Origin of the sequence: Gordonia neofelifaecis NRRL B-59395, from assembly GCF_000192435.1 — a bacterium.
Taxonomy (GTDB): domain Bacteria; phylum Actinomycetota; class Actinomycetes; order Mycobacteriales; family Mycobacteriaceae; genus Gordonia; species Gordonia neofelifaecis.
The window spans coordinates 1-25,264 of sequence record NZ_AEUD01000010.1 but is presented as its reverse complement, the minus strand read 5'-3'; the positions used below and the strand labels follow the sequence as shown (position 1 = coordinate 25,264).

Below are 25,264 nucleotides of genomic sequence, written 5' to 3'. Positions count from 1 at the left end.
TCTCTGCAGCCGCTCCTGCAACTTGCATCCGCTCCCCTCCGGGCGTCCGCGGATGCAAGTTGCGGGAGCGTCTGTCGTTGCGGGGCCTGACTACAGCTTCTCCCCCGGCAGTCCGCCGACGGTCATCAGAGTCACTCGGCCGACGTTGCCACCGAAGTCGAAGGTGATCCTCTCGGTGACACCGCTGCCCTCCTTCGCGACGGCCTTGCCCATGCCGTACTGCGGGTGGTTCATCCGGTCGCCGATCTCGTAGTGCACGTTCTTGTTGCGGCCTCGGGTGGGGTCCGACGAGTACGACGACCGTCCGCGCATACCGGAGGAGAAGCCGGAGTCGTTCGACGACCCGCCTGCCGAGCCGAAGCCGAAGCTCCCGCCCCGCGACCCGAACTCCCGCATCCCGCGTTTGGGCTCGGTCCGACGCCAGTCGATGAGATGCTGCGGAACCTCTTGCAGGAAGCGCGATTCCGGGTTCGAGACCGGCTGCCCCCACGAGGCACGCGACATCGCGCGCGTCAGGTAGAGCTTCTGCCGGGCACGGGTGATCCCGACGTACGCCAATCGTCGTTCCTCACTGAGCTCCGCCGGATCGCCGAGCGCCCGCATGTGCGGAAAGTGTCCGTCCTCCCAGCCGGTCACGAAGACGACCGGGAACTCCAGACCCTTCGCGGTGTGGAGCGTCATCATCGTCACGACGCCCTCGCCCTCGTCCGGCACCTGGTCGGCGTCGGCCACCAGCGCCACCTTCTCCAGGAACGCGGCCAGCGAGCCAGGCTCGGGCTCCCCGTCGCCGACCACCTCAGCGTCGTCCGTCGCCTCGTCTGCGTCGTCGAGATCGTCGTCGTCGCGCTGCGCGGCCTCCACACTGAAGTCGCGCGCGACGGCGATGAGCTCGTTGAGATTGTCCATACGGGCGGCGTCCTGCGGATCGTTCGACGCCTCCAGCTCCGCGCGATATCCGCTCCGGTCGACGATCGCATCCACCAGTTCGCCGACGTCGGCGCCTTCGGTGGTCGCGTCGGCGACCGCGTCATCGACCGACTCACCACCGACGGCGCCGAACGCCATCAGGAAGTCGCTGCGCAGCCCTTCGATGAGGTCGACGAACAGCGTGATCTGCTTGACCGCGCGGGTGTTGAGCAGCGGCACTCGATTCTCGGTGGCCTCCACCAGCGCCTGGTAGAAGCTGATCCCGAGGTTCTCCGCATGCACCGCGACGCATGCTTCGGCGCGGTCGCCGATGCCGCGGCGCGGAGTGTTGAGGATGCGCCGCAGACTCACCGAATCATCCGGGTTCGCCACCACGCGCAGGTAGGCCACGATGTCGCGGACTTCCTTGCGCTCGTAGAACTTGGTGCCGCCGACCACCTTGTACGGGATGCCGTGCCGGACGAACACCTCTTCCAGCGACCGGGACCCGGTGTTAGTCCGGTAGAAGACTGCGAGGTCGGCATAGGTGTGACTCGCCGAGCCGCCGATCGAATAGTCGACGAGCTCCTCGATCTCCTTGGCGATGAACGCCGCCTCGTCTCGGTCGGAGTCGGCGACGTAGCCGACGATCAGATCGCCGTCGCCGGAGTCGGTCCACAGCTTCTTCTCGCGACGGTTGGCGTTGCGCGAGATCACCGCGTTCGCGGCGGACAGGATGGTCTGGGTGGAGCGGTAGTTCTGCTCCAGCAGGATCGTCTCGGCGTTCGGGTAGTCGCGCTCGAACTCCTCGATGTTCCGGATCGTCGCGCCGCGGAAGGCGTAGATCGACTGGTCGGCGTCACCGACCACGCAGAGCTCCGACGGGTCGACCCCGGACTGCGAGGTCTCGTCGCCCACCAGTTCGCGGACCAGAACGTACTGGGCGTGGTTGGTGTCCTGATACTCGTCGATCAGGACGTGCCGGAACCGCCGGCGGTAGTACTCGGCGACGTTGGGATGTCGCTGCAGCAGCGAGACGGTCTCACCGATCAGGTCGTCGAAATCGAAGGCGTTGGCCGCCGCGAGCCTGCGCTGGTACTCGGCGTAAATCTGCGCGATGGTGCCTGCCGCGAGGTCTGTCTGCCCGTCCGCCTCTGCTTCGGCCGCGGCGTCGTCGGGGTCCTTCAGCTCGTTCTTGAAGTTGGAGATCTGGGTGCCGACCCCGCGCGGGGAGAACTTCTTCGGATCCAGATCGAGGTCGCGGACCACCATGCCGAGCAGTCGCCGGGAGTCGTCGGCGTCGTAGATCGAGAAGTTCGAGTTCCGATTGCCCAGCAGGCCCGACTGCGCCCGCAGGATCCGGACGCACGTGGAGTGGAAGGTCGACACCCACATGTACGCGGCACGCGGGCCGACGAGGTCGATGACCCGCTCACGCATCTCGGCCGCCGCCTTGTTGGTGAACGTGATCGCGAGGATCTGGCCCGGCGTCACATCCCGCTCGGCGAGCAGGAAGGCGATGCGCCGCGTCAGCACCGCAGTCTTGCCCGATCCCGCGCCCGCGACGATCAGCAACGGAGACCCCGTGTGCAACACGGCGTCTCGCTGCTGCGGATTCAAACCGTCGAGGAGTTCACGTCCCCGATCGCTCAGCTGGGACTCGTCGAAGGTGGCAAGTGAAGAGTTCATCGCCTGTCCAGGCTACCCGCGGCCTCGGACATTCCTGCCCGTGGAGGTCCCGCCACGACCTCGTCCCCGCGCAGGTCTAGATCGGACGGTGCGGCGCCGCGCACAGCATTGACCGATCCCGCGCGAGGCATCGGAAATCGGCCCCGACAAGGCTTCAGCGGTCGATGTTGTGCGCAACCACACTGTGCACCGCGTCAGGGTGCGAGCTCGGCCATCACCGGCTGGCCGACGCGGCCGTCGCCGGTGTGCAGCTTCAGCCCCGGCGTGACCGGCCGGATCCGGAGTTCGGTCCCGCGACCGTCGAGCTGGACGTAGGCCGCGTGCAGTCCGGCCTGAACCGGGACCTGCACGGGGTCGCCGCCCTCGAGGCGGATCTCGACGGTGCCCGCGCGATCGGCGCAGTAACTGAATCCGACCGTCCACTGCCAGTCGATCAGCGGTCCACTCAGCCGCAGGCGGGTCGGCTCATCGATCCCCGGACGGGCGCAGCTGCCACGGCTCGGCTCGAACGTCCGCTGCGGGCTGACCGCACCCGCGACGAGCTGTCCCTTCGGGTTCAGCACCTTGAGGTCGTCGGTCACGTTCCCGAAGTCAGGACGCTCCCGCAGCCGGCCGAACACGTGGCTGATCATGTTGTTGGGGTGCGCGACAGGCAGCAGCACCTCGAGCGGGACGGGCTGGTCGAACATCGTCTTTCCATCCATCTCGGCCAGCGACGCCCGCGCGGTGACGAGGTAGTCACCGGTCGGGTCGTCGCGCCAGGACTGGCCGAACGACATGGTCGCCACCATCGCCGAGACCGCGAACAGGACGCAGGAGACCACGCCGGCGTACGCGAGGCGCGGGTCCGGCGCGGGCTTGTCGGCGAGGTGCGCGCCGAGGTCTCGCGGCGCCGCGGCGATCAATGCGAGCGCGATGGTGAGGACGAGAGCGGTGTCGGGCAGATAGCGCATCGTCTGCGCGAGTTCGAGCGCGGTGTTGGTGCTCGACCGGTTCCACATCACCGGGATCTGAGCCCCGACCGCGTAGAGCAGCGCGCAGAACCAGATCAGCGGGGCTCCCCGCTTGGCGCGGGAGGTCACCACGATCAGCACGACGAGCACGATCCAGCCCAGCGCGATCATCCACACGCTCGGGAAGCCCATCGGCGGCGACGGCGTCCACCGGTCCCACACCCACGGACCGCCGACGAGCGACGGGATGATCGCGTCGTTGATGCTGCGCCAGACCAGGTGTGCGGTCTGTCCGAAGGAATGGACCCCGGCGGTGGCCGTCGAGGTCGCGAGGAACAGCGCCGACCAGGCTACGAACACCCCGGCGAGGGTGAGCCACAGTGTGCGAGCCCGCAGAAAGGTCTGGCTGAGCACCGATGACCGGTAGTCGGTCTCCTCGCCGTGCCACTGCGGTCGCATCGACCCCCGCAGCGCCAGCAGCCCGGCGACGAACGCGACCGGCAGGATGAACAGTGACTTCTCGAAGAACAGCAGGGCGACGACGAACGCGGCCACCGCGCCGATCATCAGCCGACGACTACGCGCCGCGTCGGGCTGATCGCGCACCAGCACGATCGCGTTGCCCACGACCACCGCCATCGCGGCCTGCATGGGCAGGGTGTTGAGTCCGGCCGCCCACCAGACGTAGGCGCTCACCGTCATCGGCACGAACAGATAGAACGTCAACGCCGCCAGCGCCCAGCCGCGAGCTCGCGGCGCGATGATGCGGATCATCCGCCACACGGCCAGCGACGCGACGGCCTGCAGCACCACCAGGGTCAGCGCGGGCAGCCACCACTGCACGGGCGCGATCACCGTGGTGAGCCCCGCGACGAGGAAGGCCGCGGGCATGAAATGACCGTCATGGCTGTAGCCGAGATAGTCCCAGGACAGGATCGGGTACGACGACGCGCGGCCGATCAGAATGAGGTCGTCCCAGTAGAAGTTCCCCCAGATCACCAGCACTGCACGTACGACGATCTGCGCCGCGATCAGCGCCAGCGCAACGGCTCCGAGTTTCCTGGCGGTGGTCATCACTGCATTGTTCACCACGCGCCGTTCGGCCCGCGAACCGCGCGTGGCAAAATCGGGAAGCGTGAGTGACCGGGATGATCAGCAGCGCAGCAGCGGTTCGGCCGACGGGAACGGCGGCAGTCCGTTCGACCTGGATCTCGACGCCCTCAACCTGAGCGCAGATGTCACCGCCCTGCCGGAGGACATCGATGAACTGCGGGTCGAGATCGACCGCATGGACGCGGTGATCCTCGCGGCGATCCAGCGGCGCAGTGCGGTCTCGAAGAAGATCGGCGCGCATCGGATGGCGGCCGGCGGCCCGCGCCTGGTCCACAGTCGCGAGATGAAGGTCCTCGACCGCTTCTCCGCCCTCGGGTCCGAGGGCCACACTCTGGCGATGCTTCTCCTCCGCCTCGGGCGCGGCCCGCTCGGGCGATGACCGCACAGTAGGCGTGGAGGCGCTGTCTGCGGCGGACCGGCTGAACTGCCATTGACCGAAAGTGCGACATTCGGCGTTCCCAGGAACGCCGAATGTCGCACTATTTCCGCTCACGCGACACCGCGGCGGAGTTCCAATGCTCGCTGGAGGCTCGCTGGAGCTCAGAGCGCACCTCATCGGGCTGGAACTCCAAGCGTTTCCAGGTGTACGGCAGAGGGAGCCAGCCGATCGAGACCAGTTCGCTCATGGTCGCGTTGTCGCTCTCCCAGCGGTCGTGCTGGTGGTGGAAGGCCCAGCCGTCGCAAGAAGCGCACGAACTTGCGTTCCAGCTCCGATTCCGACAGGTCTTCAGCCGACGTGAGCAGCTTCCGCGCGCGGCCCATGCCCGCGGCGCCGACGTTCCGATCCAACGCGGCACGCAGTTCCTTCAGCGTCACTCGCTTGATCTGGAGCGCCCCGTCCATCATCGCGATACCGTCGTCGAGCTCCGCCGCAGACGCCAGCACGGTGAGCGGAAGGTCGGTCACCGCAATGTCTTTCACCGCCACCGAACCCGCGTGCGCCGCACCCGCGATCCGGACTCGCGCCATCTCGGTCATGCGGTGTTCCGCGGACAGGAACGTCGACCGCGCATGCGGGATCCACAGACCGCGGAGCTGCCGCGATCGCACCTGCCCCGGCGACATTCCCGGCGTGCGCGCCTGCGCAGTGGTGATCACGCCGTCGTGTTCGGCCAGATACTCGGCGGCGCTCAACTCGACCGATCGCGTCAGACCCATGCCTCTTAGACGCACGGCCTCCCGAACAGGTTTCACGAGCCCACAAGCCGGGCGTGTCCGGCCTCGCCATCCCGCCGACCGTCACGCGACCCGCGACTACGTCGCGCGACCCCGCATCCCGCGGTACCAGCGCACCATGGCGTCGGTCGACGAGTCGGGCAGCGGTGACGGCGCCGGGTCGTCGCTGATCACGCCGACCAGGTCGACGGCCTGCTTCTTGCCGAGCTCCACGCCCCACTGATCGAACGGGTTGATGCCCCAGACCATCGCCTTGACGAAGGTCTCATGCTCGTAGAGCGCGATCAGCTGGCCGAGGACCGACGGAGTCAGCTTCGGCGCCAGGATCGACGTCGACGGACGATTGCCCGGCATCACCTTGTGCGGTACCAGCTTCGGCGGAACGCCCTCCGCCGCGATGTCGTCGGCCGTCTTGCCGAACGCGAGCACCTGGGTCTGCGCGAAGAAGTTGCTCATCAGAATGTCGTGCATCGACCTGCCGTCGGCCGCGGGCAGATCGTCGAGCGGCTGAGCGAAGCCGATGAAGTCGGCCGGGATCAGCCAGGTCCCCTGGTGGAGGAGCTGGTAGAAGGCGTGCTGGCCGTTGGTCCCCGGCTCGCCCCAATAGATCGAGCCGGTCGGCGACGTGACGTGATGGCCGCCCGCGGTCACCGTCTTGCCGTTCGACTCCATCGTCAGCTGCTGCAGGTAGGCCGGGAACCGCGCCATGTCGTTGGAGTAGGGCAACACCGCCTGCGACTGCGCGTCCCAGAAGTTGGAGTACCAGAGGCCGACCAGAGCCAGGATCGCCGGCGCGTTCTGCTCCAGCGGCGCGGTGCGGAAGTGCTCGTCGACTGCGTGGAATCCCGCGAGGAACTCATCGAACAGCTCACGGCCGATAGCGATCATCAACGACAGTCCGATGGCTGAGTCGATCGAATAGCGGCCGCCGACCCAGTTCCAGAATCCGAACATGTTGTCGGTGTCGATGCCGAACTTCGCCACCTCGTCGGCGTTGGTGCTGACTGCGACGAAGTGCTTGGCCACGGCGTCGGAGTCACCGTCCGACAGCCCCAGCCGGCTCAGCAGCCACGACCGCGCCGCCGTCGCATTGGTGATGGTCTCGAGCGTGGTGAACGTCTTCGACGAGACGACGAACAGCGTGGTCTCGGCATCGAGCCCGGCGAGCACCGACACGAGGTCCGACGGATCGCTGTTGGAGACGAAGTGTCCGGTGATCCCGGGGTGCCGGTAGTGCCGCAGCGCCTCGTACGCCATCACCGGCCCGAGGTCGCTGCCGCCGATTCCGATGTTCACGACGTCGGTGATCGGCTTGCCCGTGTGCCCGGTCCAGTCCCCGCCGCGCACGCGATCGGTGAAGTCGCCCATCCGGTCGAGCACGTCGTGGACGTCGGCCACCACATCCTGTCCGTCGACGATGAGCTGTGCGTCGCGCGGCAGTCGCAGGGCGATGTGCAGCGCCGCCCGATCCTCCGACGTATTGAGGTGGGCGCCCGCGAACATCGCGTCACGCTGCTCTTCGACCCCCGCTTCCCGAGCGAGTGCGGCGAGCAGCTCGACGGTCTCGCGGGTGATCAGATTCTTCGAGAAATCGATGTGCAGGTCAGCCGCGTCGACCACCAGTTCGCGACCCCGATCGGGGTCCATCACGAACAGTTCTCGCAGGTGGAGGGAGTACATATGCTGCTGGTGAGCAGCCAGCGCGTGCCACGAGACGGTCGACGTGATGTCGAATTCATCGCCCCCGTCGAGCCGTCCGCGCAGATTCGTCATCATTGGCCCCACATTATGCGGTCGATTGAGATGTTGGCGACGTGTGGCTATATCAATCTCGCCGATATAGAATCCGGCAGAATTCGTAGCGCCCAGGAGATCGGCGTCCACGGCCAGGCGGGTACCGCGGCCCGCGAACGCTCGGATTCGATGGCGGCGACCATCGCCTTCACACCCGATTCCGTGTCGGTCATCATCGACGTCTTCACACCGCGATTGATATCGGTCTCGATGTAGCCGGGCAGCAGGACGGTGACGGCGATCGGACTGCCCGCCAGCTCTGCCTGCAGCCCCTGGCCCAGCGCCGAGACGCCGGCCTTCGACGCCGAGTACGCGGCCTGCGCCTTCGGCAGCCCGCGCACCGCGCTCATCGAACTGACGAGCACCAGGTGGCCGTGATTCTGTCTGCGGAAGATCGCCATCGCGGCCTCGATCTGCGCGAGCGCACCCACCAGATTGGTCTGCACGGTCTCGATGTTCGCGGCCGCGTGACCGGTCCCGATCGGCGCACCCTTGCCGAGCCCGGCGTTCACAATGACCCGATCCACGCCGCCGAGTTCCTCGGCGAGCGCGTCGAAGGCGATGGGCACCGCGTCGACGTCGGTGACGTCGAGTTGCGCGACGGCGACCGCCGCCGCGGACGGCTCGAGCTCGCTCGCGAGCGCGTCCAGACGATCGATCCGACGGGCCGCGAGGCCGAGACTCCGTCCGCGCGCGGCGAACTCGCGCGCCATGCCTTCGCCGAGTCCCGAACTCGCTCCGGTGATGATGATCTTGTCGCGAATCATGCCGCCGAATCTACCGGTCACGATCCGGCCTCTCCTCGCAGTGACCGGTTGCACTCCAGCTGTCGCGAATGGGAACATTTCTGAGAATTTAGTCACTTCTGCCACACCAGTAACTTTCGTAACAGGAGTTCCGCATGGGCCTGCTCAGGCGCAACGCGATCGCGGCGGCGACCGCGGCCTCCCTTGCCACCGCTCTGCTCGCCGCCGTCCCGTTCGTCGGCGAGGCCGCCGCGGCACCGTGCGGCAATCAGGGCAACGGCTCGTCCCTCCCGTTCTTCGACTCCGGCTCCCTGGGCTCATCGGGTTCATCCGGGTCCTTGGACTCCGGATCGCTCGGATCGTCCGGCTCCCTCGGCTCATCGGGTTCCGGCTCGTCGGACGGCGCGCAAGGACCGCAGGGGCCACTGCCCTGGTTCGACAACGGCACGACCAGCCTGCGGTCGTGGGTCACCGGACCGCGCAGCCGGAACCGCACCTTCTCCCGATTCGCGATCTCCGGCACCGACCTCGGCATCGCCTGGGACAACGGCGCCGGCCAGACACTGATGGCCTTCGGCGACACCTTCGGCGACTGCAGCGCCTCCGGCCAGCAGTGGCGCCACAATGTTCTGCTGCGCACCACCGACGACGACCTCGCCGACGGGATCACCGTGCCCGACGGTGTCCCCGGCGACATCGCCTCCGGCGCGTCGGTCTCGGCCGACGCGCCACAGCTCGCCCGTCAGATGATCGGCGCGATCGGCTGGAACGGCGTCGAGATCACCACCATCCCCACCGCCGCGATCGCGATCGACGGTAAGCAGTACCTCAACTACATGTCGGTGCGGCACTGGGGACCCGCGGGCGTCTGGGACACCAACTTCTCGGCGATCGCCGTGTCGTCGGACAACGGTCAGACGTGGACCACCGCGCTCGACACGATCCGGGTGAACGCGAACGTCACGGTCCCGCTGCCGGACGGCTGGCCCTCGGTCCACGCCGCGAACACGAACTTCCAGCAGAGCGCCTACGTCGCCGGACACGGGGACGAGGCGGGATGGACGTACCAGTTCGGTACCCCCAACGGCCGCTTCGGCGCGGCCTTCCTCACACGTTTCCGCTCGGCCGACGTCCTCGACCTCGGCAAGTATCAGTATTGGACCGGCGATCGGTGGGCCGACTCCATCGACGAGCTGCCCGCAGGCGATGCGGCCGCGGTGGTCCGGGCGCCGATCAGTGAGCTGTCTGTCGCGTGGAGTCCGTACCTGAACAAGTACGTGATGCTCGACAGCACGACCGCGGTGCGCATCCGGACCGCGGATCACCCGGAAGGTCCGTGGAGCGCGCCGCGAACCCTGGTTCCCGGGACGGTCGGCCTGTACGCGCCGATGATGCTTCCGCAGTCGCCGGCACTGCGCGGAACGGGTCCCGACCTGTATTTCAACGGCAGCCTGTGGAAGGACTACAACGTCGCATTAGTCCGATCCCGGTTGTCTCGCTGACGCATTCGAGTCCCTTTCGTGATGGCCCGGTTCCTGTACGAGAGCTGAGAAGCCTGTTAACAAGGAAGGCACGATCAACACTCCTGCCACAGATTGGAAATCATGCGCCGTCCGAGACACCGCTCGTTCCAGGCTCTGCTCGCCGGTGCCATCGTCGCCGCATCCGCGCTGACCGCCGTCGCGACACCTGGTGTCGCCGACGCTCGCGCGTGCAGCAACAGCGGGCCGATCGTCCCGATTCCGCTGATCGGCCGGTTCCTGCCGAAGATCGGCGCGGCGGCAGGTCCGCAGAAGGCGATGCCGGTCTACGACAGCGGTCGCACCAAGACGGTCGCGTGGGTCACCGGCCCGCGCAGCATGAACAAGACGTTCGGCCGGTTCGGCGTCTCGGGCACCGACGTCGGCGTCGCCTGGGACAACGGCCGCGGGCAGACCCTCCTCGCGTTCGGCGACACGTTCGGCAACTGCCTGACCGGCGATCAGCAGTGGCGTCACAACGCACTGCTGCGGTCGGGCGACCAGAACCTCGCCGACGGTCTCCGCCTCGACGGCGGCGGTTACGCCGGACAGATGTTCGGTGCTCTCGGCTTCGAGGGCATCGAGAAGACGACGATCCCCACCGCGGGCATCTCGATCAACGGCAAGCAGTACGTGAACTACATGTCGGTCCGCGCCTGGGGTCCGCCCAGCGTCTGGTACACCAACTACTCCGCGACAGCGGTCTCGAGCGACAACGGCCACAGCTGGTTCACCCCGCAGAACACCATCCGGATCAATGCGGGCGTCACCGTCCCGCTCGGGGCCGGTTCGCCGTCGATGCAGGCGGGTGACGCGAACTTCCAGCAGAGCGCGTACGTGAAGGGCAGCGGCGCCGACGCAGGCTGGGTGTTCCAGTACGGAACGCCCAACGGCCGCTTCGGGCCCGCCTACGTGGCACGGTTCCGGCCGTCGGACATCCTCGATCTCGGCAAGTACGAGTACTGGACCGGCCGCGGCTGGGCGCCGACACCCGACGCCGCGCGCCCGATCGTCCGCGGCCCGGTCACCGAGCTGTCGGTGAACTGGAGCCCGGTCCTGAACAAGTACGTGATGCTCGACAGTCCGCGCGGCGTGCGGCTGCGCACCGCGTCCTCACCGCAGGGACCGTGGAGCCCGCCGCGGCTCGTCGCGCCGTCGAGCTTGGAGCTCTACGCGCCGATGATGCTGCCGAACTCACCGGCCCTGCGCGGAACCGGACCCGAGCTGTACTTCAACGCCAGCCGCTGGGACGACTACAACGTGCTGCTGGTCCGCACCAACGTGCGGTGATCCTCATTTGAGGAGGCGCGACATCCGCCGGTCGGCGAGCACCTTGCCACCGGTCTGGCAGGTCGGGCAGTACTGGAACGACCGGTCGGCGAAGGACACCTCGCGGACGGTGTCGCCGCAGACCGGGCACGGCATCCCGGTCCGGGCGTGCACGCGCAGCCCGGTCCGCTTCTCCGACTTCAGTCGCGCCACCTCCTGCCCTTCGAGTCGTTCGATCGCCCCGAGCAGCACGGACCGTGTCGCCTCGTAGAGGTCGTCGACGTGGTCGTCGGAGATCGACTTCGACGTCGCGAACGGCGACAGTCTCGCGGTGTGCAGGATCTCGTCCGAGTAGGCGTTGCCGACTCCGGAGATCACCCGCTGGTCGGTGATCAAGTTCTTGATGCGTGCGGTGCTGCCCGCCAGGATCGCGCCGAACTCGTCGCGGCTGAGGCCGAGCACGTCCGGACCGAGACTGCTGATCCGCTCGATCTCGGCGGTGTCCCGGACGATCCACGCGGCCAGTCGCTTCTGCGTCCCGGCCTCGGTGACGTCGAAGCCCTCGCCCGGCAGCCCGCAGTGCACGCGCAGCGCGATCGGTCCCTTGCCGCCCGGCTTCGGCGGCGTCTGCGACAGTGCGTCACTCCAGCGGACCCAGCCGGCGCGAGACAGGTGGATCACCAGGTCGATCTCCACGTCGGCCTCCCCGGCGCCGGGCGCCGTGCGGATGACGAGGTACTTGCCGATCCGGTCGACCGCGGACACGATGCGGCCGGCGAGCGCGGTGTACGGCGGGTCGGCAGTCTTCAGCACAGCGAGGGACGCGACGTCGACCCGGCGGATGGGCAGCCCGGCTGCGCGCGAGTCGAGAAACGTCGCGATGGCGGTCACTTCGGGAAGCTCCGGCATGTCCCCAGTGTGCGCTACACCCCTGACAATCTCACGCCGCCGCCAATCGGCCGTGTGTTCTAGTTAGAGGATGCGCCCGTCCTCCCCCGCGATCTCCGACGCCGAACTCGCCGCAGCCATCGCGGAGGGCGCGGGTGAGATCCTCCTCGGGGTCCGTCATCGGGACCTGCTCGACGGCCGCCTGATCGGCGACGTCGGCGATGCGATGGCGCAGGCCTGGATCTCGACTGTGCTGTCCCGACATCGTCGCCACGACGCGGTGCTCTCGGAGGAGGCCGAGGACGTCGGTGACCGAGCCACCGCCGAGCGCGTGTGGATCATCGATCCCCTCGACGGCACGAGCGAGTTCTCCATGGGCACCTCCGACTGGGCGGTGCACGTCGCGCTGACGGTCGACGGGCATCCGGAGGTGGCTGCGGTGTCGTTGCCCGCGAAGGGCGAGGTGTTCCGCAGCGACCACGTTCCGCCGGCCGACGGACCGCTCACCGGTCGACTGGCGGTGTCCCGCTACGGCCACTCGTACCATTCGGCCGCCGTCGCCGACCGGCTCGGGATGGACGCGGTGCGCATCGGCTCCGCGGGGGCGAAGGCGATGGCGGTGGTGCGGGGCGACGCAGACGCCTACGTGCATTCGGGCGGCCAGTACGAGTGGGACAACTGCGCCCCGGTCGGCGTCGCTCTCGCCGCAGGCCTGCACTGCAGTCGTCTCGACGGTCGGCCGATCGTCTACAACAACCCGCAGCCGTACATGCCGGACTTCATCATCTGCCGCCCGGAGATCGCGGACGCGGTCCTCGACGCCGTCGCGACGCCCTGGTGAGCCGAGCGGTTCAGCGCGCTTTCTGCAGCAGGTAGATGTCCATGATCCAGCCGAGGCGCGTTCGTGCCTCGGCGCGTTTCTCCTCGATCTCCGCGGTCACGTCCGCTACGCGTCCGCTCACCAGGATCTGGTGTTCGGTACCGAGATAAGCGCCCCAGTACACGATGTCGTCGGCCGCTGCGGTCGCCCGGAACGCGAGGTCGGAGTCGAGCATCACGATCTGATTCAGGTTGGCGCCGTCCGGTGTCGACGCGAGCCGTCGGCCCGTCGTGGTCAGGATCGGTTCACCGACCCCGTGGGCGACGATCCCGTGCGCCGCGGTCAGCGCGGACGCACTCGTCACGCCGGCGATCACCTCGACGTCGATCTCCCGGCCATCGCGTTCGGCGAGCTGCGCAAGGATCCGGAGCGTCGAGTCGTAAAGGGCGGGATCGCCCCACACCAGGAAACCGCCGGTCTCCCCCGGCCGCAGATGGTCCGCGACGGCTGCCTCCACGGCGTCGACCCGGGCGGTGTGCCAGCGCCGGACCTCGGCCTCGTAGTCGGCGGGTGACCGATCGCGCGGGGGATCGGGAACGGCGACGAGTCGATGACCGGGTGCCGCGTGAGCGGCCAGCATCCCCTCGCGCAGCGCCGTGAGTTCGCTGGTGCGGGAACCCTTGTCGAGGACGAAGAAGACGTCGGTAGCGGCGATCGCGTCGACCGCCTCCAAGGTGATCTGGCGCGGCGAGCCGGGACCGATGCCGATCACCCGGAGCAGTGTCGCGTTCAGGGTCGCACCTTCTTGAGGCCGTGGATGCGCGCGGTCAGGTCCAGCACCAGCTGCCGCGGCACGAAGCGCTGAAGGGTGAAGACGACCGGCGCGCGATTGCCGCGGGCATACAGCGGACGCGGGTGTTCCGCCAGTGCCGCCTCGACGATCTGCGCGGCCATCGACGCCGCCGAGATCCCCTTCGCCTCGTTGCGCCGCGTCGCCGCGGCGAGGGTCTCGTACTCCTCCCGGTAGACCGAGTCCGGCTTGATGTGAATGGTGCGACGATCGCCGATGCCGGTGGCGATGGTGCCCGGCTCCACTGTGGTGACGCGGATTCCGTACGGCGCGACCTCGCGGCGCAGAGCCATCGCATAGCCCTTGAGCGCCGATTTGGTGGCCGCATAGTTGGTGCGGAACGCGACGGGGAAGCTCGACAGCATCGATCCGACCATCACGATGGTCCCCGTCCGTCGATGACGCATCCGCGGAAGCACGGCCTTGGTCAGCGCGACCGGCCCGAAGACATTGACCTTGAACAGGTGCTCGACGGCGTCCATGGGCGTGTCCTCGAAGGCGCCCGCCGCGCTCTCGCCCGCGTTGTTGATGAGGATGTCGAGGTCGCCGACCGCTGCCGCGCACTCCGTCGCCGAGGCGTAGTCCTCGTTGTCGAGACGGACGTAGGTGACTCCGGGGATCGGGTTCGCCACCGCGTCCGGGTTCCGGCTGGTGCCGTACACCTTGTGCCCGAGTGCCACGAACTGTCGTGCGACGGCTTCACCGATTCCACTGCTCGCTCCGGTGACCAGCACAGTCCGCTGCCCGGTGATCGATTTGGTCATGGCCCCTACGGTAGCGGGGGCCCATCGGCGCTGCGCGGACACTGTGTCCACCGTTCGTCGTACCGGGGATCGCAACCGGCCCGCGTCGGTGACATGCTTATCGCATGAACCAGCAGCCCGGCCCGTATCCCGGCGATCGACCGCAGGGCGATCCCCAGCAGAATCCGTACGGAGACGCGCAGCCGGGCGCCTACGACCAGACGCAGATCGGGCCCGCGTACGGGCAGCAGCAGCCTCCTCCGAGCGGACCCCCGTACGGCGGGCCGCCGCCGAACGGACCGCAATACGGCGGGCCGCCACCGAGCGGGCCCCAGTACGGACAGCCCCAGTACGGCGGACCTCCGCAGTACGGTCAGCCGCCGTACGGACCGCCGCCCACGCAGCCTCCGTACGGACAGCAGCCGTACGGCCAGTACCCGGGCGGCGGGCAGCCCCCGACCGGGAACGGGTCGTCGAACAGACACGTCCCGGTGATCGCCGCTATCGCCGTGCTCGTGCTGCTGGGCGCGGGCATCGCGGTCTGGTTCGGCACGCGCGGCGACGACAGCACGCCCCACAACGCGGCGGGCACCTCGTCGTCGGCACCCGAGTCACCGGGGTCGACGTCGACGCCGTACTCCACGCCGCCCACGTCGTCGCCGTCTCCGTCGTACTCGCCGTCGTATCCGAACGTTCCACCGGCCGTCCCGACGACGTCGTCCACCACCTATTACGGCTCGATCGCGATCTCGCGCACCACTGGCGACATCGGCTACTCGATCAACAACCTCACCGAGGAGTCCGCGGTCAGCGCGGCGATGAGCAAGTGCGGCGCCTCCACGTGCGAGACCGTTCTTCGATTCTGGAACGCCTGCGGTGCCGTGGCGCAGTCGCAGGAGAACCTCTACTGGGGATGGGGCTGGGCGGCGACCCGCCAGGGCGCCATCGACACCGCGATCGGGCAGGTGAAGGGCGCCGATCCGAAGCTGCTGACGGTGCAGTGCACCGCGAACGCGCAGTGAGCAGGCGCCTCACCGCGTCATCGTTCGCCGGCCGCATTTAGGCCCGCGCTGAATTGAATTACCCGAGCGCGCCCATCGGGTGGCGCATTCGCCGATCAGGCATACATCCCCGCAGGTCAGTGGCATGATCTCCGGTGTCGAGATGGCGGGTTTCCGGTAGCCGTCGACGACTGAAATCAACGTTCAGCGGATGGTCGCGCGGGTGCCCTTAGGCTCCCATCCATGCCGAAATCGCCTGACCTGAATCGTCGACGCAGGGCCGACGCCGCGCGCCTCGTCGCCGACGTGTTGAGGCGCGGAATCGACCGCGGCGACCGCGCCGATCGACTCGACGAACAACGTCTCGCCGACGAGTTCGGGGTGTCGCGCAATGCGATCCGCGATGCTCTCGCCTTGCTGTCCGCGGAGGGACGGATCGACCGCGGCCCCCGAGTCGGCACCCGCGTCGCCCGTCGACGGGCCGAGCACGGAATCGATGAGCTCTGCGGTCTCTCGGAGACGCTGGCCGGGTACGGATGCGTCCGCAACGAGATTCGGGTCGCGACGATCGTTCGAGCCCCGGCCGCCGTCGCACGACGACTGCATCTCGAGCCGTCCGCCGACGTGGTCTACATCGAGCGGCTGCGCTTTCTCGACCAGGAGCCGGTGAGCCTCGACCTCACCTATCTCGTGCCCGACGTCGGCGTCCCGCTGCTCGGGCTCGACCTCGAGAACCACGACGTGTTCGGCCTCATCGAGCACAGCACCGGCCGACCACTCCATTCCGCACGACACAGCGTCGAAGCCGCGACCGCGGACCCGCATTCGGCCGCGATCCTCGACGTGCCGCCGGGCGCCGCACTGCTGTTGATCGAACGGCTCACCGCACTCGGCCCGGAACGACGCCCCGTCGACCTGGAGTACATCCGGATGCGCAGCGACCGCATCACGCTCCATGCGACGGCGCTGCGCGCGGCATCCGAACACTGACCCTTCGAGATCGGAGATCCCCCATGGCTCAAGTCACCAACCGCGTCGACGTCCCCGTGACCATCGACGAGTCCCTCTGCATCGAGGGATGCAACGTCTGCGTGGAGGCGTGCCCCCTCGATTCGCTGGCGATCAATCCGGAGTCGGGCAAGGCGTTCATGCACGTCGACGAGTGCTGGTACTGCGGCCCCTGCGCGATCCGGTGCCCCACCGGTGCCGTCACCGTGAACATGCCGTACCTGCTCCGCTGAAGTCCGAACCCCCTTTCGCTCCCCTTCTGTCTTTGTGAGGATCCGTCATGCCCAGAGTCCGCCATCTCCTGGCACCGGTCATCGCCGCAGCCGTCGTGGTCGGCGCCAGTTCCTGCTCCCTGTCGTCTGACGCCGCGGACGGCACCACACCGATCGTCGTCGGCTATCAGTCGAAGACGATCAACACCGTCACCGCGGGAACCCTCCTGAGAGCACGCGGAGACTTCGAGCGACGGCTCGCCGAACTCGGCAAGGCGAACGGTAAGACCTACGACGTTCGCTGGGAGGATTACGACACCGGCGCACCGATCACGACCGGGATGATCGCGGGCAAGATCGACATCGGATCGATGGGCGATTATCCGTTGCTGGTCAACGGTTCCCGCGCGAATGCGTCGGATTCGACAGCGACCTCGATCCTGTCGATCACCGGGTCGTCGCCCACCGGGTCGCTGAACATGATCGTCACGCGTCCGGACTCGCCGATCAGATCCGTCAGCGACCTTCGCGGCAAGCGCGTCTCGGCGAGCGTCGGTTCGGCCGGACACGGCACCGCGATCGCCGCTCTCGATCGAGCCGGGATTCCGGCAGGCGACGTCGATGTGACCAATCAGCAACCGCAGATCGGCGCCACAGCTCTGGAGAGCGGCAAGGTCGACGCACTCGCCCAGTTCGTCGCGTGGCCGGGGCTGCTGGTCTTCCAGCACAAGGCGAAGCTGGTTTACGACGGCGCCGAGCTCGGACGGCCCACCCTGCATGGAACGATCGCCCGCAACTCGTTCATCAAGCAGCAGCCCGAAGTGGTCGAAGCATTCCTGAAGGCTCAGCTCGACGCGACCGCCGCGCTCGTCCACGATCCGCTGAAGGCCGCCGAGCAGGTCGCCGAGCACAGCGGACTGCCCGCCGAAGTCGTGTACCTCTACAACGGACCGGGCGGCACCGACTTCAACCCCGCGATCAAGCCCTCGTTGACCGCTGCTCTCGCCGACGACCTTCCGTATCTGACCTCGATCGGCAGCTTCCCGAACCCCGTCGATCTGTCGAGTTTCGTCGACGACGGTCCGCTGCGCCGAGCGGTGGCCGCCACCGGCGGCGACTATCGGGCGCTGGTCGATCGCGCAGGCAACGAGTCGGTCGCCGTCGGCGAGGTCTGGTACGGCGGATCGCGGGCGACCAAGACCTCCGACGACACCGGGGTCCTACGTCTCATCCGCTCCGCCCGCAACAACGGAACCGCGGTGAAGGCCGCATACGTCACCGACCCGGTGCTCGGAACCCGATGGTTCGCCGATCACGCGGTCTGGCTCCGCGAGGGAGATCGGTTCCAGGCGTTCACCACGTCGGACAGTGCTGAGAAGTATCGTTCGACCCATCCCGACGCCGCCCCCGTCACCTACGACGAGGCCGTCTCGCAGGTGACGCCGTGAGTACGCCGACGATCGCCGCCGCACCGCCGGCCCAGCGGCCCCTCGACATGCCCGTGACTCCGACCGCCGATCCCGGTCACCGCGGCGGACACTCAGCGCGCCGCTGGGCGCTGCGCGTCGCGACGGTCCTGGTCGCCGTCGGCGTCTGGCAGCTCCTGGCCGCGGGCGACGTCGTGTTCTGGCTCCACTTCGACACGGTCCCGTCCCCCACGGAGGTGGCGTCCGCCTGGTGGGCGCGCCTGCACACCGACGCGTACTACATCGACATCGCGCAGTCGCTGATCCGGATCGGCAGCGGCTTCGCCCTCGCCGCGGTGGTCGGCGTGCCCCTCGGTATCGCGCTGGGCCGTTCGCAGGCCGCGGGCGACACCGTGGGAACACTCACCGAACTGGCTCGGCCGATCCCGGCGATCGCCCTCGTTCCGATCGCGATCCTGGTGTTCCCCAGTGACGAGTCGGGCATGGTCTTCATCACCTGCGTCGCGGCCGTCTTTCCGATCATCGTCTCCACCCGGCATGCGGTCCGCGCGCTGCCGACCATCTGGGAGGAGTCGGTCCTGACCATGGGCGGCACGCGCCGCGACGTGCTCCTTCGAGTGATCCTGCCGGGCATCACACCGGGCGTGTTCGGCGGTCTGTCGGTCGGAATCGGAGTGGCATGGATCTGCCTCATCTCTGCCGAGATGGTCTCGGGCAGGCTCGGCATCGGCTACCAGACCTGGCAGAGCTACACCGTCGTCGACTACCCCGGTGTGTTCGTCGGCATGTTCACGATCGCCGCCCTCGGCGCGGCGACCTCGGGAGCGATCGAGCTGATCGGACGCCGCATCACCCGGTGGCTCCCGCGCGGAGAAGGGCGACCATGAGCACCACCATCGACATCTCCGACCTCATCCTCAAGCACCGCGACCGGGCCGTCGTCGACGGACTGTCGCTCACCATCGCGTCAGGCGAGATCCTGGTCGTCACCGGGCCCTCGGGCTGCGGGAAGTCCACCCTGTTGCGCGCCGTCGCCGGGTTGCGTCCCCTCGACGGCGGAACCGTCACCGCCGACGGTGCGGCGATCGTCGGCACCTCGCGCGATCGGGCCATGGTGTTCCAGGACGACGCCCTCCACCCGTGGCGGACCGTTCGCAAGAACATCCTGCTCGCCCTCCAGTTGCGCGGTGTGCCACGGGCCCGTCGGTCGGCGGAGGCGGATCGGTGGATCGCCGAGATCGGCCTCGACGGTTTCGGCGACCATCTGCCACGCGAGTTGTCGGGCGGCATGCGGCAGCGCGTGCAGTTGGCGCGCGGGCTCGCCGGAGCACCCCGCGTGGTGCTGATGGACGAGCCGTTCGGAGCGCTCGACGCCCAGACGCGGGCTTCCATGCAGCAACTGTTGATCCGTACCCTCCACGCCCATCCCGCGACGGTCGTGTTCGTCACGCACGACGTCGACGAGGCCGTCCTGCTCGGCGACCGTGTCGTGGTCCTCGGTGCCGCAGGTGAGCCAGTCCGGCGAGTCGTCGACGTTCCACGGCCGCGGCAGGCGAGCCCGGCCAACGACGGCGCACGGGCCGCCGTCATCGAAGCCCTGACCGCGCACAACACACTTTCGACACCACAGGAGACGAACCGATGACCGCAGCACACGCAGAGTTCACTGCACCGGCAGTCTCGGCTGCGCATCGCCTGGACTGCGACGTCCTGGTGATCGGCGGAGGCACCGCGGGGTCCATGGCCGCCCTGACCGCTGCCGAGAACGGCGCCGACGTCCTCCTTCTGGAGAAGGCGCACGTCCGGCACTCGGGCGCGCTGGCGATGGGGATGGACGGCGTGAACAACGCGGTGATCCCGGGAAAGGCGGTGCCCGAGGACTACGTCGCCGAGATCACCCGCGCCAACGACGGCATCGTCGACCAGAAGACCGTCTATCAGACCGCGACGCGCGGATTCGGCATGATCTCGCGTCTGGAGCGGTACGGCGTGAAGTTCGAGAAGGACGAGTACGGCGAGTACGCGGTGCGCCGGGTGCACCGGTCTGGTTCGTACGTGCTGCCGATGCCGGAGGGCCGCGACGTCAAGAAGGTTCTGTACCGCGTCCTTCGGCGTCGTGACATGCGCGAGAAGATCACCATCGAGAACCGGCTGATGCCGGTGCGCGTCCTCACCGAGAACGGCCGTGCCGTCGGCGCTGCGGCGCTGCACACCCGCACCGGCGAGTTCTACGTGATCGGCGCGAAGTCGGTCATCCTGGCCACCGGCCCCTGCGGACGGCTCGGACTGCCGGCCTCCGGTTACCTGTACGGCACGTACGAGAATCCGACCAATGCCGGCGACGGGTACTCGATGGCGTACCACGCAGGAGCCGAGCTGAGCGGCATCGAGTGCTTCCAGATCAACCCGCTCATCAAGGACTACAACGGCCCCGCCTGCGCGTACGTCGCCAACCCATTCGGCGGCTACCAGGTCAACGCCGACGGAGATCGATTCGTCGACTCCGACTACTGGTCCGGAGACATGATGAAGGAGGTGGTCCGCGAGATCGACTCCGCCCGCGGCCCGATCTATCTCAAGGTCTCGCATCTGCCGACCGAGACCATCGACACCCTCGAATCGATCCTGCACACCACTGAACGTCCGACGCGCGGAACGTTTCACGCGAATCGCGGCCACAGCTATCACACGCACGACATCGAGATGCACGTCTCCGAGATCGGTTTGTGCAGTGGACATTCCGCCTCAGGGGTCTGGGTCGACGAGAACGGGGCGACGACGGTCGACGGACTCTACGCCGCGGGCGACCTGGCCTGCGTCCCGCACAACTACATGATCGGCGCGTTCGTCTACGGCGAGCTGACGGGCAGCCACGCCAGCGACCGCGCGAAGCACACCCCGGCGCCGGGTGAGCTGCCCGCCGACCAGATCGCAGACGCTCACGAGCTGATCTACCGGCCGTTGCGCAATCCCGACGGGCCGCCCCAGCCACAGGTCGAGTACAAGCTCCGGCGATTCGTCAACGATTACGTCGCGCCGCCGAAGACGTCGAACAAACTCGGCATCGCGGTGGAGACGTTCGAGCGGATGCGCGGCGAGATCGCGCAGATGGGCGGGCGAACTCCGCACGAGCTCATGCGTTGCGCCGAGGTGAACTTCATCCGCGACTGCGCCGAACTCGCCGCCCGCAGTTCGCTGACACGCACGGAGAGCAGATGGGGGCTGTACCACCAGCGCGACGACCTCCCCGATCGCGACGACGCGCGGTGGGGCTATCACCTCAACGTCCGCAAGAATGCAGGCGGAGCGATGGAGTTCATCGGTCGCCCGGTGGCGCCGTACCTCGTTCCCGTCGAGGGCCTCAATCACATTCCGCCGCAAGATCGTTCGGTGATCGCAGTGGAGCAGCCCCGGAGCGGCGTCGGCCCCGCCGTCACCGTCGGTGGGACCCCTGGCCCGGTCCCGGACGACACCCGCCCCGAAACCCCGGCGACGCACGAGCCGCTGTCGCCGCGGATCGCCGAGCTGGTCCGCATGGAGTCGGTCACGGTCGAGGAACTCACCGACTATCTCGAGGACGAGGATCCCGCGGTGCGCCGCACAGCGCTGGCCACGCTGACCGAGCACACTCCCGACGGATTCGACTCAGCGCTGGCTGCCGCGTTGTCCGACCCGGATGCCGCCGTGCGTCGCACCGCTGTCGAGGCTCTCCGTGAACTGGTCGAGATCCTGTCCGCCGAGGCCGGGTTCGTCGCAGCCCTCCACGAGGTGGCGGATTCGGAGGACCATCTGGTCCGGGCCGGGGTCCTCGATCTCCTGCGGTCGCTCAAGGCCGCGGAGCCCGGTCTGTTCGATCGGGCCCTGACCGACCCGCATCATCGTGTTCGCATCGAAGCGATCCGCGGGCTGGTCTCGCTGAACGACGCGCCGTCGGTCGCGGTCGCGGCCCGGGATGCCAACCGCGAGGTTCGAGTGGTGGCGGCCCAGGGTCTGGCGACGATCGGCGACGGCGCCGCCACCTTACGGGAGCTGTCGACCGATATCGACCCGTTGGTCCGAGCGGCTGCCTTCACCGCGCTCGCCGCTCTCGGCGACGCCGAGACCGACGGCGACGTGCTCCGAAAAGCCCTGCGCGACAGCGCCTGGCAGGTCCGCAAGGGCGCGGCGACCGGGCTGGCGGTGGCACCCGGACCGAAGACCGTCGCCGCTCTCGCGGAACTGGTGACCGATCGTCACGGTGACGTCCGCAAAGCGGCCGTTCAGACGCTCCGGCCCTGGTCCGAGCACCCCGACGTCGCCGAGCTCATGGCCCTCGCCGGCCACGACGAGGACGCCGATGTACGGGCCGCGGCGCGGTGACCTGAAGTCGGTGCTCAGTGCTCGTCGTAGTGGTCGCCGTGCGGTGAGTGGCGGTGCCCGTCGTGGATGTAGTCGATGTGCCCGTCGTGCTCCACCGCCTCGTGGCCGCAGTCGGGTCCGTGCGTGTGGTCGGGGTGCGTGTGGGTCTCGTGTTCTGAATCAGCCATGACCTCACGCTATGCGCATTCCGGGATGCTTTCCAGACCCCGGTGCAATCACCTGCTTCTGGTCGACCCCACCGGCCCGAAAGGCCTCACGTAGACTGCTCTCGTCGGCGACGCAATCCCCACCTGCGCCGTCGACGCGACCGGCCCGGCAGCCGACCACCGGACTGCTGCCACGACACAGCCGGTCTCCGCTCTCGTAGCTCAGGGGATAGAGCACCGCTCTCCTAAAGCGGGTGTCGCAGGTTCGAATCCTGCCGGGAGCACGCAGTGTCTAGAGTCTTGAGCGAAGCACTTTCCAGTGCGATTCAGCTCAGGAGGATCCACCAGTGATGACGTCGCGTACCCGCGCCCTCACCATCGCACTCGCTGTCGCGGCCACCGCCGCGCTGTCGGTCACCGCCCCCGTACACGCGGATGCGCAGAACGACTCGCTACCCGCGATCTACGACGCCTCGTACGAGCCGCTCCCCGGCGTCCCGCTGGTGACCGACTCCGACGATCCCTCGGTCGCTGAAGTCCTGTCGATCGAGGCAGCCGACGAGCACGGACCAGTCGCCGAGGCCGAGGACTCCGACTCCGACGACGTCTCCGCATGGTGGTGGATGCTGCTTCTGCTGGTCCCGGTGGTCGGGCTGATCCTGGTGTGGCTGCGCGGGCGCAACTCCTACGACTACGCGACGTTCGCGCCCGCGACCGGGCCGGGTTTCCCGCCGATCTCCGACGAGCGCGCCGCCCGACTGAAGGCACTCGCCGACGGCACGGAGTCGAGCGCCGCGGGCGCGATCGCCAGGGCCGACAAGGCGAAGGCGGCCGCCGCCGCGGCCGCGGTGCCCGCGCGTCCGGGAGCACGTGTCCCGTCCGAGGGCGGGGCGGTGCCGCTGCCCATCGGCGCATCGCGACCACTGCACGACGATCCGATGCGAGCGCCCGACGGCTATCCGATCAAGGCGGTCACCGAGTCCGGGCTCTACTACCGGCCGGCTCATCCCGACTACGAGTCGGTGACTCCCGATCTCTGGTTCGCGACGGCGCCGACCGCCGACAAGGGCGGCTTCGCGCCTGCCGACGGATGACGCGTCCGACTACCCGAACAGCTCGTTGAACTTGACGAGCGACTTCTCGATGTCACCCTTCACCGCCATCGCGGCGGCCTTGCCCGCCGGTCCGATCAGCGGCAGTCCGCCGAGGTCGATGAGGAAGGTGACCTTGGATCCGTCGCCCTCGGGTTCGACGAGCAGGTTGATCTTGGCCTTGACGCCACCCTTGCCGCTGCCCTTGAGTGCCACCTCGCCCGGCCGGTTGAACTTCTCGATCTCCCACGCGAAGCGCACGCGCGCGCCCTTCACCGAGACGACCGAGGACACCTTGGTGCCCTTCTTCAGCTCGTCGGCGGCGGGCAGCGGGCTGCGCCAGCCGTCGTGGAGCACGAGCCAGTCGTCGTACCGTTCGAGGTCTGCGGCACACGCGAAAGCGTCTTCCGGGGAGAGCGCGACATGAATCGAATCACTGGTCTTGGCCATGGCTACAGAGACTAACCGCAACCAGTCGTCACAGGTAGATCAGGACCCGCCCGTCCTGGCGTCCGCCCGTGCACTCCTCGGCCGAGTGTTCGTCGGTCACGGCGTATCCGCGCTGATCACCGAGGTGGAGGCCTATAACGGCCCGGACGATCCGGCGTCGCACGCGTTCAAGCGCACCGCCCGCTCGGAGATCATGTACGGGCCGCCGAATCGGCTGTACGTGTACCAGATCCACACGCACCACTGCGCGAACATCGTCACGAGCCCGGAGGGCCGGGGTTCGGCGGTCCTGATCCGCGCCGGTGCGATCGTCGACGGCCTCGCCCTGGCCCACGACCGCCGCGGCGACGTGGCCGACCATCTGCTCGCCCGCGGGCCTGGGAATCTCACCAGAGCGCTGGGCATCACCAAGGCCGACCTGCACACCGATCTGCTCGACGCGAAGGGCGTGCACCTGCTTCCGGCCTCCGAGACGATCGCCGCGGAGCGGATCCGCTCGGGCCCGCGCGTCGGGGTCCGACTGGCCGCCGACCGGCCGTGGCGGTTCTGGCTCGACGGGGAGCCGTCGGTCTCGGCGTACCGACGACATCCGAAGGCGTAAGGGCTCGTCGCAAGTCGCTGGATCCGAAATTGTCAGAGGGTCGCGCTAGTGTTCAGACATAGATTCGAACGCCGGAGTGCAGGGTCCCGAGGGGGTGAGCCGGATGAGTGGGATGAATGGCAGCGTAGTCGAGTTGCCGGATGATCCGGCCGAGCTCGCCGCCCTGCTCGACGCGGTCGTCGCCCGGTTCGCGCGGTTGCCGCTGGCGGCGGTGTCCGAGGACGCGTTGCTGTCGGTGTCGGAGTCGTTGGAGCGGACTCACCGCCGCTTCGACGGCCTCGACGCGGCACTGCTGGTCGAGATCTCCGACCGCGGCGCCTACCGCAAAGCCGGCTACCTGTCGGTGCACTCCTACCTGGCGCAGGGACTGCGGCTGGGTGACGGTGCAGCGACGCGGCGTCGCACTAGCGCCGCCGCGATCGGCCGCTTCACCGCGTTGACGGGTGAGACGTTGGCGCCGGTACTCCCCGACACCGCTGCCGCGGTCGCCGAGGGGGCGATC

Annotated in this window: 24 protein-coding genes and 1 tRNA gene; 15 read left to right on the top strand and 10 right to left on the bottom strand. The window is 68.2% G+C overall.

The features are described 5' to 3' along the window. Positions 1-90: 90 nt before the first annotated feature. Positions 91-2,595 carry a UvrD-helicase domain-containing protein gene (locus SCNU_RS12070; RefSeq protein ID WP_009679660.1) on the bottom strand — a complete coding sequence of 835 codons (2,505 nt, stop codon included), beginning with the start codon at positions 2,593-2,595 and terminating at the stop codon, positions 91-93. A gap of 194 nt (positions 2,596-2,789) precedes the next feature. After that, positions 2,790-4,622 carry a TgpA N-terminal domain-containing protein gene (locus tag SCNU_RS12065; RefSeq protein WP_040518355.1) on the bottom strand — a complete coding sequence of 611 codons (1,833 nt, stop codon included), beginning with the start codon at positions 4,620-4,622 and terminating at the stop codon, positions 2,790-2,792. A gap of 61 nt (positions 4,623-4,683) precedes the next feature. Between SCNU_RS12065 and SCNU_RS12060 the strand changes: the two genes are divergently transcribed. Then, positions 4,684-5,040 carry a chorismate mutase gene (locus tag SCNU_RS12060; protein ID WP_009679658.1) on the top strand — a complete coding sequence of 119 codons (357 nt, stop codon included), beginning with the start codon at positions 4,684-4,686 and terminating at the stop codon, positions 5,038-5,040. Between the two features lie 173 nt (positions 5,041-5,213). Here the strand turns inward: SCNU_RS12060 and SCNU_RS12055 are convergent, their stop codons facing one another. The 3 genes from SCNU_RS12055 to SCNU_RS12045 all read right to left on the bottom strand — a co-directional run bounded on the left by SCNU_RS12055 (position 5,214) and on the right by SCNU_RS12045 (position 8,398). Further along, positions 5,214-5,819 carry a hypothetical protein gene (locus tag SCNU_RS12055; RefSeq protein ID WP_009679656.1) on the bottom strand — a complete coding sequence of 202 codons (606 nt, stop codon included), beginning with the start codon at positions 5,817-5,819 and terminating at the stop codon, positions 5,214-5,216. A gap of 96 nt (positions 5,820-5,915) precedes the next feature. Continuing rightward, entirely contained in the window at positions 5,916-7,613 is a 1,698-nt protein-coding gene (gene pgi, locus SCNU_RS12050) for a glucose-6-phosphate isomerase (RefSeq protein ID WP_009679655.1), read from the bottom strand. A gap of 44 nt (positions 7,614-7,657) precedes the next feature. Then, positions 7,658-8,398, bottom strand: a complete 741-nt coding sequence (locus SCNU_RS12045) for an SDR family oxidoreductase (protein WP_040518322.1) — start codon at positions 8,396-8,398, stop codon at positions 7,658-7,660. Positions 8,399-8,532: 134 nt separating this feature from the next. Between SCNU_RS12045 and SCNU_RS12040 the strand changes: the two genes are divergently transcribed. Continuing rightward, on the top strand, positions 8,533-9,879 hold the full coding sequence (locus tag SCNU_RS12040; protein ID WP_009679653.1) for a DUF4185 domain-containing protein: 1,347 nt from the start codon (positions 8,533-8,535) through the stop codon (positions 9,877-9,879). A gap of 102 nt (positions 9,880-9,981) precedes the next feature. Then, positions 9,982-11,187, top strand: coding sequence for a DUF4185 domain-containing protein (locus SCNU_RS12035; RefSeq protein ID WP_009679652.1), 1,206 nt, complete (start codon positions 9,982-9,984; stop codon positions 11,185-11,187). Positions 11,188-11,190: 3 nt separating this feature from the next. On the opposite strand, the gene SCNU_RS12030 is transcribed toward SCNU_RS12035, so the two are convergent. Beyond that, positions 11,191-12,075, bottom strand: coding sequence for a DNA-formamidopyrimidine glycosylase family protein (locus SCNU_RS12030; protein ID WP_009679651.1), 885 nt, complete (start codon positions 12,073-12,075; stop codon positions 11,191-11,193). A gap of 70 nt (positions 12,076-12,145) precedes the next feature. On the opposite strand from SCNU_RS12030, the gene SCNU_RS12025 reads away from it, so the two are divergent. Beyond that, complete coding sequence (locus SCNU_RS12025; RefSeq protein ID WP_009679650.1) at positions 12,146-12,895, top strand: 3'(2'),5'-bisphosphate nucleotidase CysQ; 750 nt, start codon at positions 12,146-12,148, stop codon at positions 12,893-12,895. A gap of 10 nt (positions 12,896-12,905) precedes the next feature. Here SCNU_RS12025 and cobF read toward each other — a convergent pair whose 3' ends face one another. Then, positions 12,906-13,646 (bottom strand): precorrin-6A synthase (deacetylating), encoded by a 741-nt coding sequence (gene cobF / locus SCNU_RS12020; RefSeq protein ID WP_009679649.1) that lies wholly within the window; start codon positions 13,644-13,646, stop codon positions 12,906-12,908. 17 nt (positions 13,647-13,663) lie between these two features. Further along, positions 13,664-14,488 carry an SDR family oxidoreductase gene (locus tag SCNU_RS12015; protein WP_009679648.1) on the bottom strand — a complete coding sequence of 275 codons (825 nt, stop codon included), beginning with the start codon at positions 14,486-14,488 and terminating at the stop codon, positions 13,664-13,666. 104 nt (positions 14,489-14,592) lie between these two features. Between SCNU_RS12015 and SCNU_RS20040 the strand changes: the two genes are divergently transcribed. The 7 genes from SCNU_RS20040 (at position 14,593) to SCNU_RS11980 (ending at position 22,474) form a co-directional block, all read left to right on the top strand. Continuing rightward, positions 14,593-15,489 carry a DUF4189 domain-containing protein gene (locus SCNU_RS20040; protein WP_009679647.1) on the top strand — a complete coding sequence of 299 codons (897 nt, stop codon included), beginning with the start codon at positions 14,593-14,595 and terminating at the stop codon, positions 15,487-15,489. 222 nt (positions 15,490-15,711) lie between these two features. Next, positions 15,712-16,458: a GntR family transcriptional regulator gene (locus SCNU_RS12005; RefSeq protein ID WP_009679646.1), complete on the top strand. Its 747-nt coding sequence runs from the start codon at positions 15,712-15,714 to the stop codon at positions 16,456-16,458. Between the two features lie 23 nt (positions 16,459-16,481). Beyond that, positions 16,482-16,709 carry a 4Fe-4S dicluster domain-containing protein gene (locus tag SCNU_RS12000; protein ID WP_009679645.1) on the top strand — a complete coding sequence of 76 codons (228 nt, stop codon included), beginning with the start codon at positions 16,482-16,484 and terminating at the stop codon, positions 16,707-16,709. 47 nt (positions 16,710-16,756) lie between these two features. After that, positions 16,757-18,136 carry an ABC transporter substrate-binding protein gene (locus tag SCNU_RS11995; RefSeq protein WP_009679644.1) on the top strand — a complete coding sequence of 460 codons (1,380 nt, stop codon included), beginning with the start codon at positions 16,757-16,759 and terminating at the stop codon, positions 18,134-18,136. 47 nt (positions 18,137-18,183) lie between these two features. Further along, the gene (locus SCNU_RS11990) at positions 18,184-19,002 is read left to right on the top strand and encodes an ABC transporter permease (RefSeq protein WP_083812601.1); all 819 of its coding nucleotides are present in this window, start codon (positions 18,184-18,186) and stop codon (positions 19,000-19,002) included. Then, the gene (locus SCNU_RS11985) at positions 18,999-19,760 is read left to right on the top strand and encodes an ABC transporter ATP-binding protein (RefSeq protein ID WP_009679642.1); all 762 of its coding nucleotides are present in this window, start codon (positions 18,999-19,001) and stop codon (positions 19,758-19,760) included. The genes SCNU_RS11990 and SCNU_RS11985 overlap by 4 nt, the downstream gene beginning before the upstream one ends. Continuing rightward, a complete protein-coding gene (locus SCNU_RS11980) occupies positions 19,757-22,474 on the top strand; it encodes a fumarate reductase/succinate dehydrogenase flavoprotein subunit (protein ID WP_009679641.1) in 2,718 nt (905 codons plus the stop codon). The genes SCNU_RS11985 and SCNU_RS11980 overlap by 4 nt, the downstream gene beginning before the upstream one ends. Before the next feature lie 14 nt (positions 22,475-22,488). Here SCNU_RS11980 and SCNU_RS11975 read toward each other — a convergent pair whose 3' ends face one another. Beyond that, positions 22,489-22,641 carry a hypothetical protein gene (locus SCNU_RS11975; protein ID WP_009679640.1) on the bottom strand — a complete coding sequence of 51 codons (153 nt, stop codon included), beginning with the start codon at positions 22,639-22,641 and terminating at the stop codon, positions 22,489-22,491. 190 nt (positions 22,642-22,831) lie between these two features. Here SCNU_RS11975 and SCNU_RS11970 point away from each other — a divergent pair. Together SCNU_RS11970 and SCNU_RS11965 are read left to right on the top strand one after the other, a co-directional pair. Further along, positions 22,832-22,904: transfer RNA gene (locus tag SCNU_RS11970), tRNA-Arg, on the top strand. Between the two features lie 66 nt (positions 22,905-22,970). Continuing rightward, a complete protein-coding gene (locus tag SCNU_RS11965) occupies positions 22,971-23,714 on the top strand; it encodes a sunset domain-containing protein (RefSeq protein WP_009679639.1) in 744 nt (247 codons plus the stop codon). Between the two features lie 9 nt (positions 23,715-23,723). Here SCNU_RS11965 and SCNU_RS11960 read toward each other — a convergent pair whose 3' ends face one another. Beyond that, a complete protein-coding gene (locus tag SCNU_RS11960; RefSeq protein WP_009679638.1) occupies positions 23,724-24,161 on the bottom strand; it encodes a type II toxin-antitoxin system Rv0910 family toxin in 438 nt (145 codons plus the stop codon). Here SCNU_RS11960 and SCNU_RS11955 point away from each other — a divergent pair. Continuing rightward, entirely contained in the window at positions 24,160-24,762 is a 603-nt protein-coding gene (locus SCNU_RS11955; protein ID WP_009679637.1) for a DNA-3-methyladenine glycosylase, read from the top strand. The genes SCNU_RS11960 and SCNU_RS11955 overlap by 2 nt on opposite strands. A gap of 112 nt (positions 24,763-24,874) precedes the next feature. Beyond that, the coding region (locus tag SCNU_RS11950; protein WP_009679636.1) for a DUF222 domain-containing protein at positions 24,875-25,264 on the top strand (390 nt) is incomplete at its 3' end.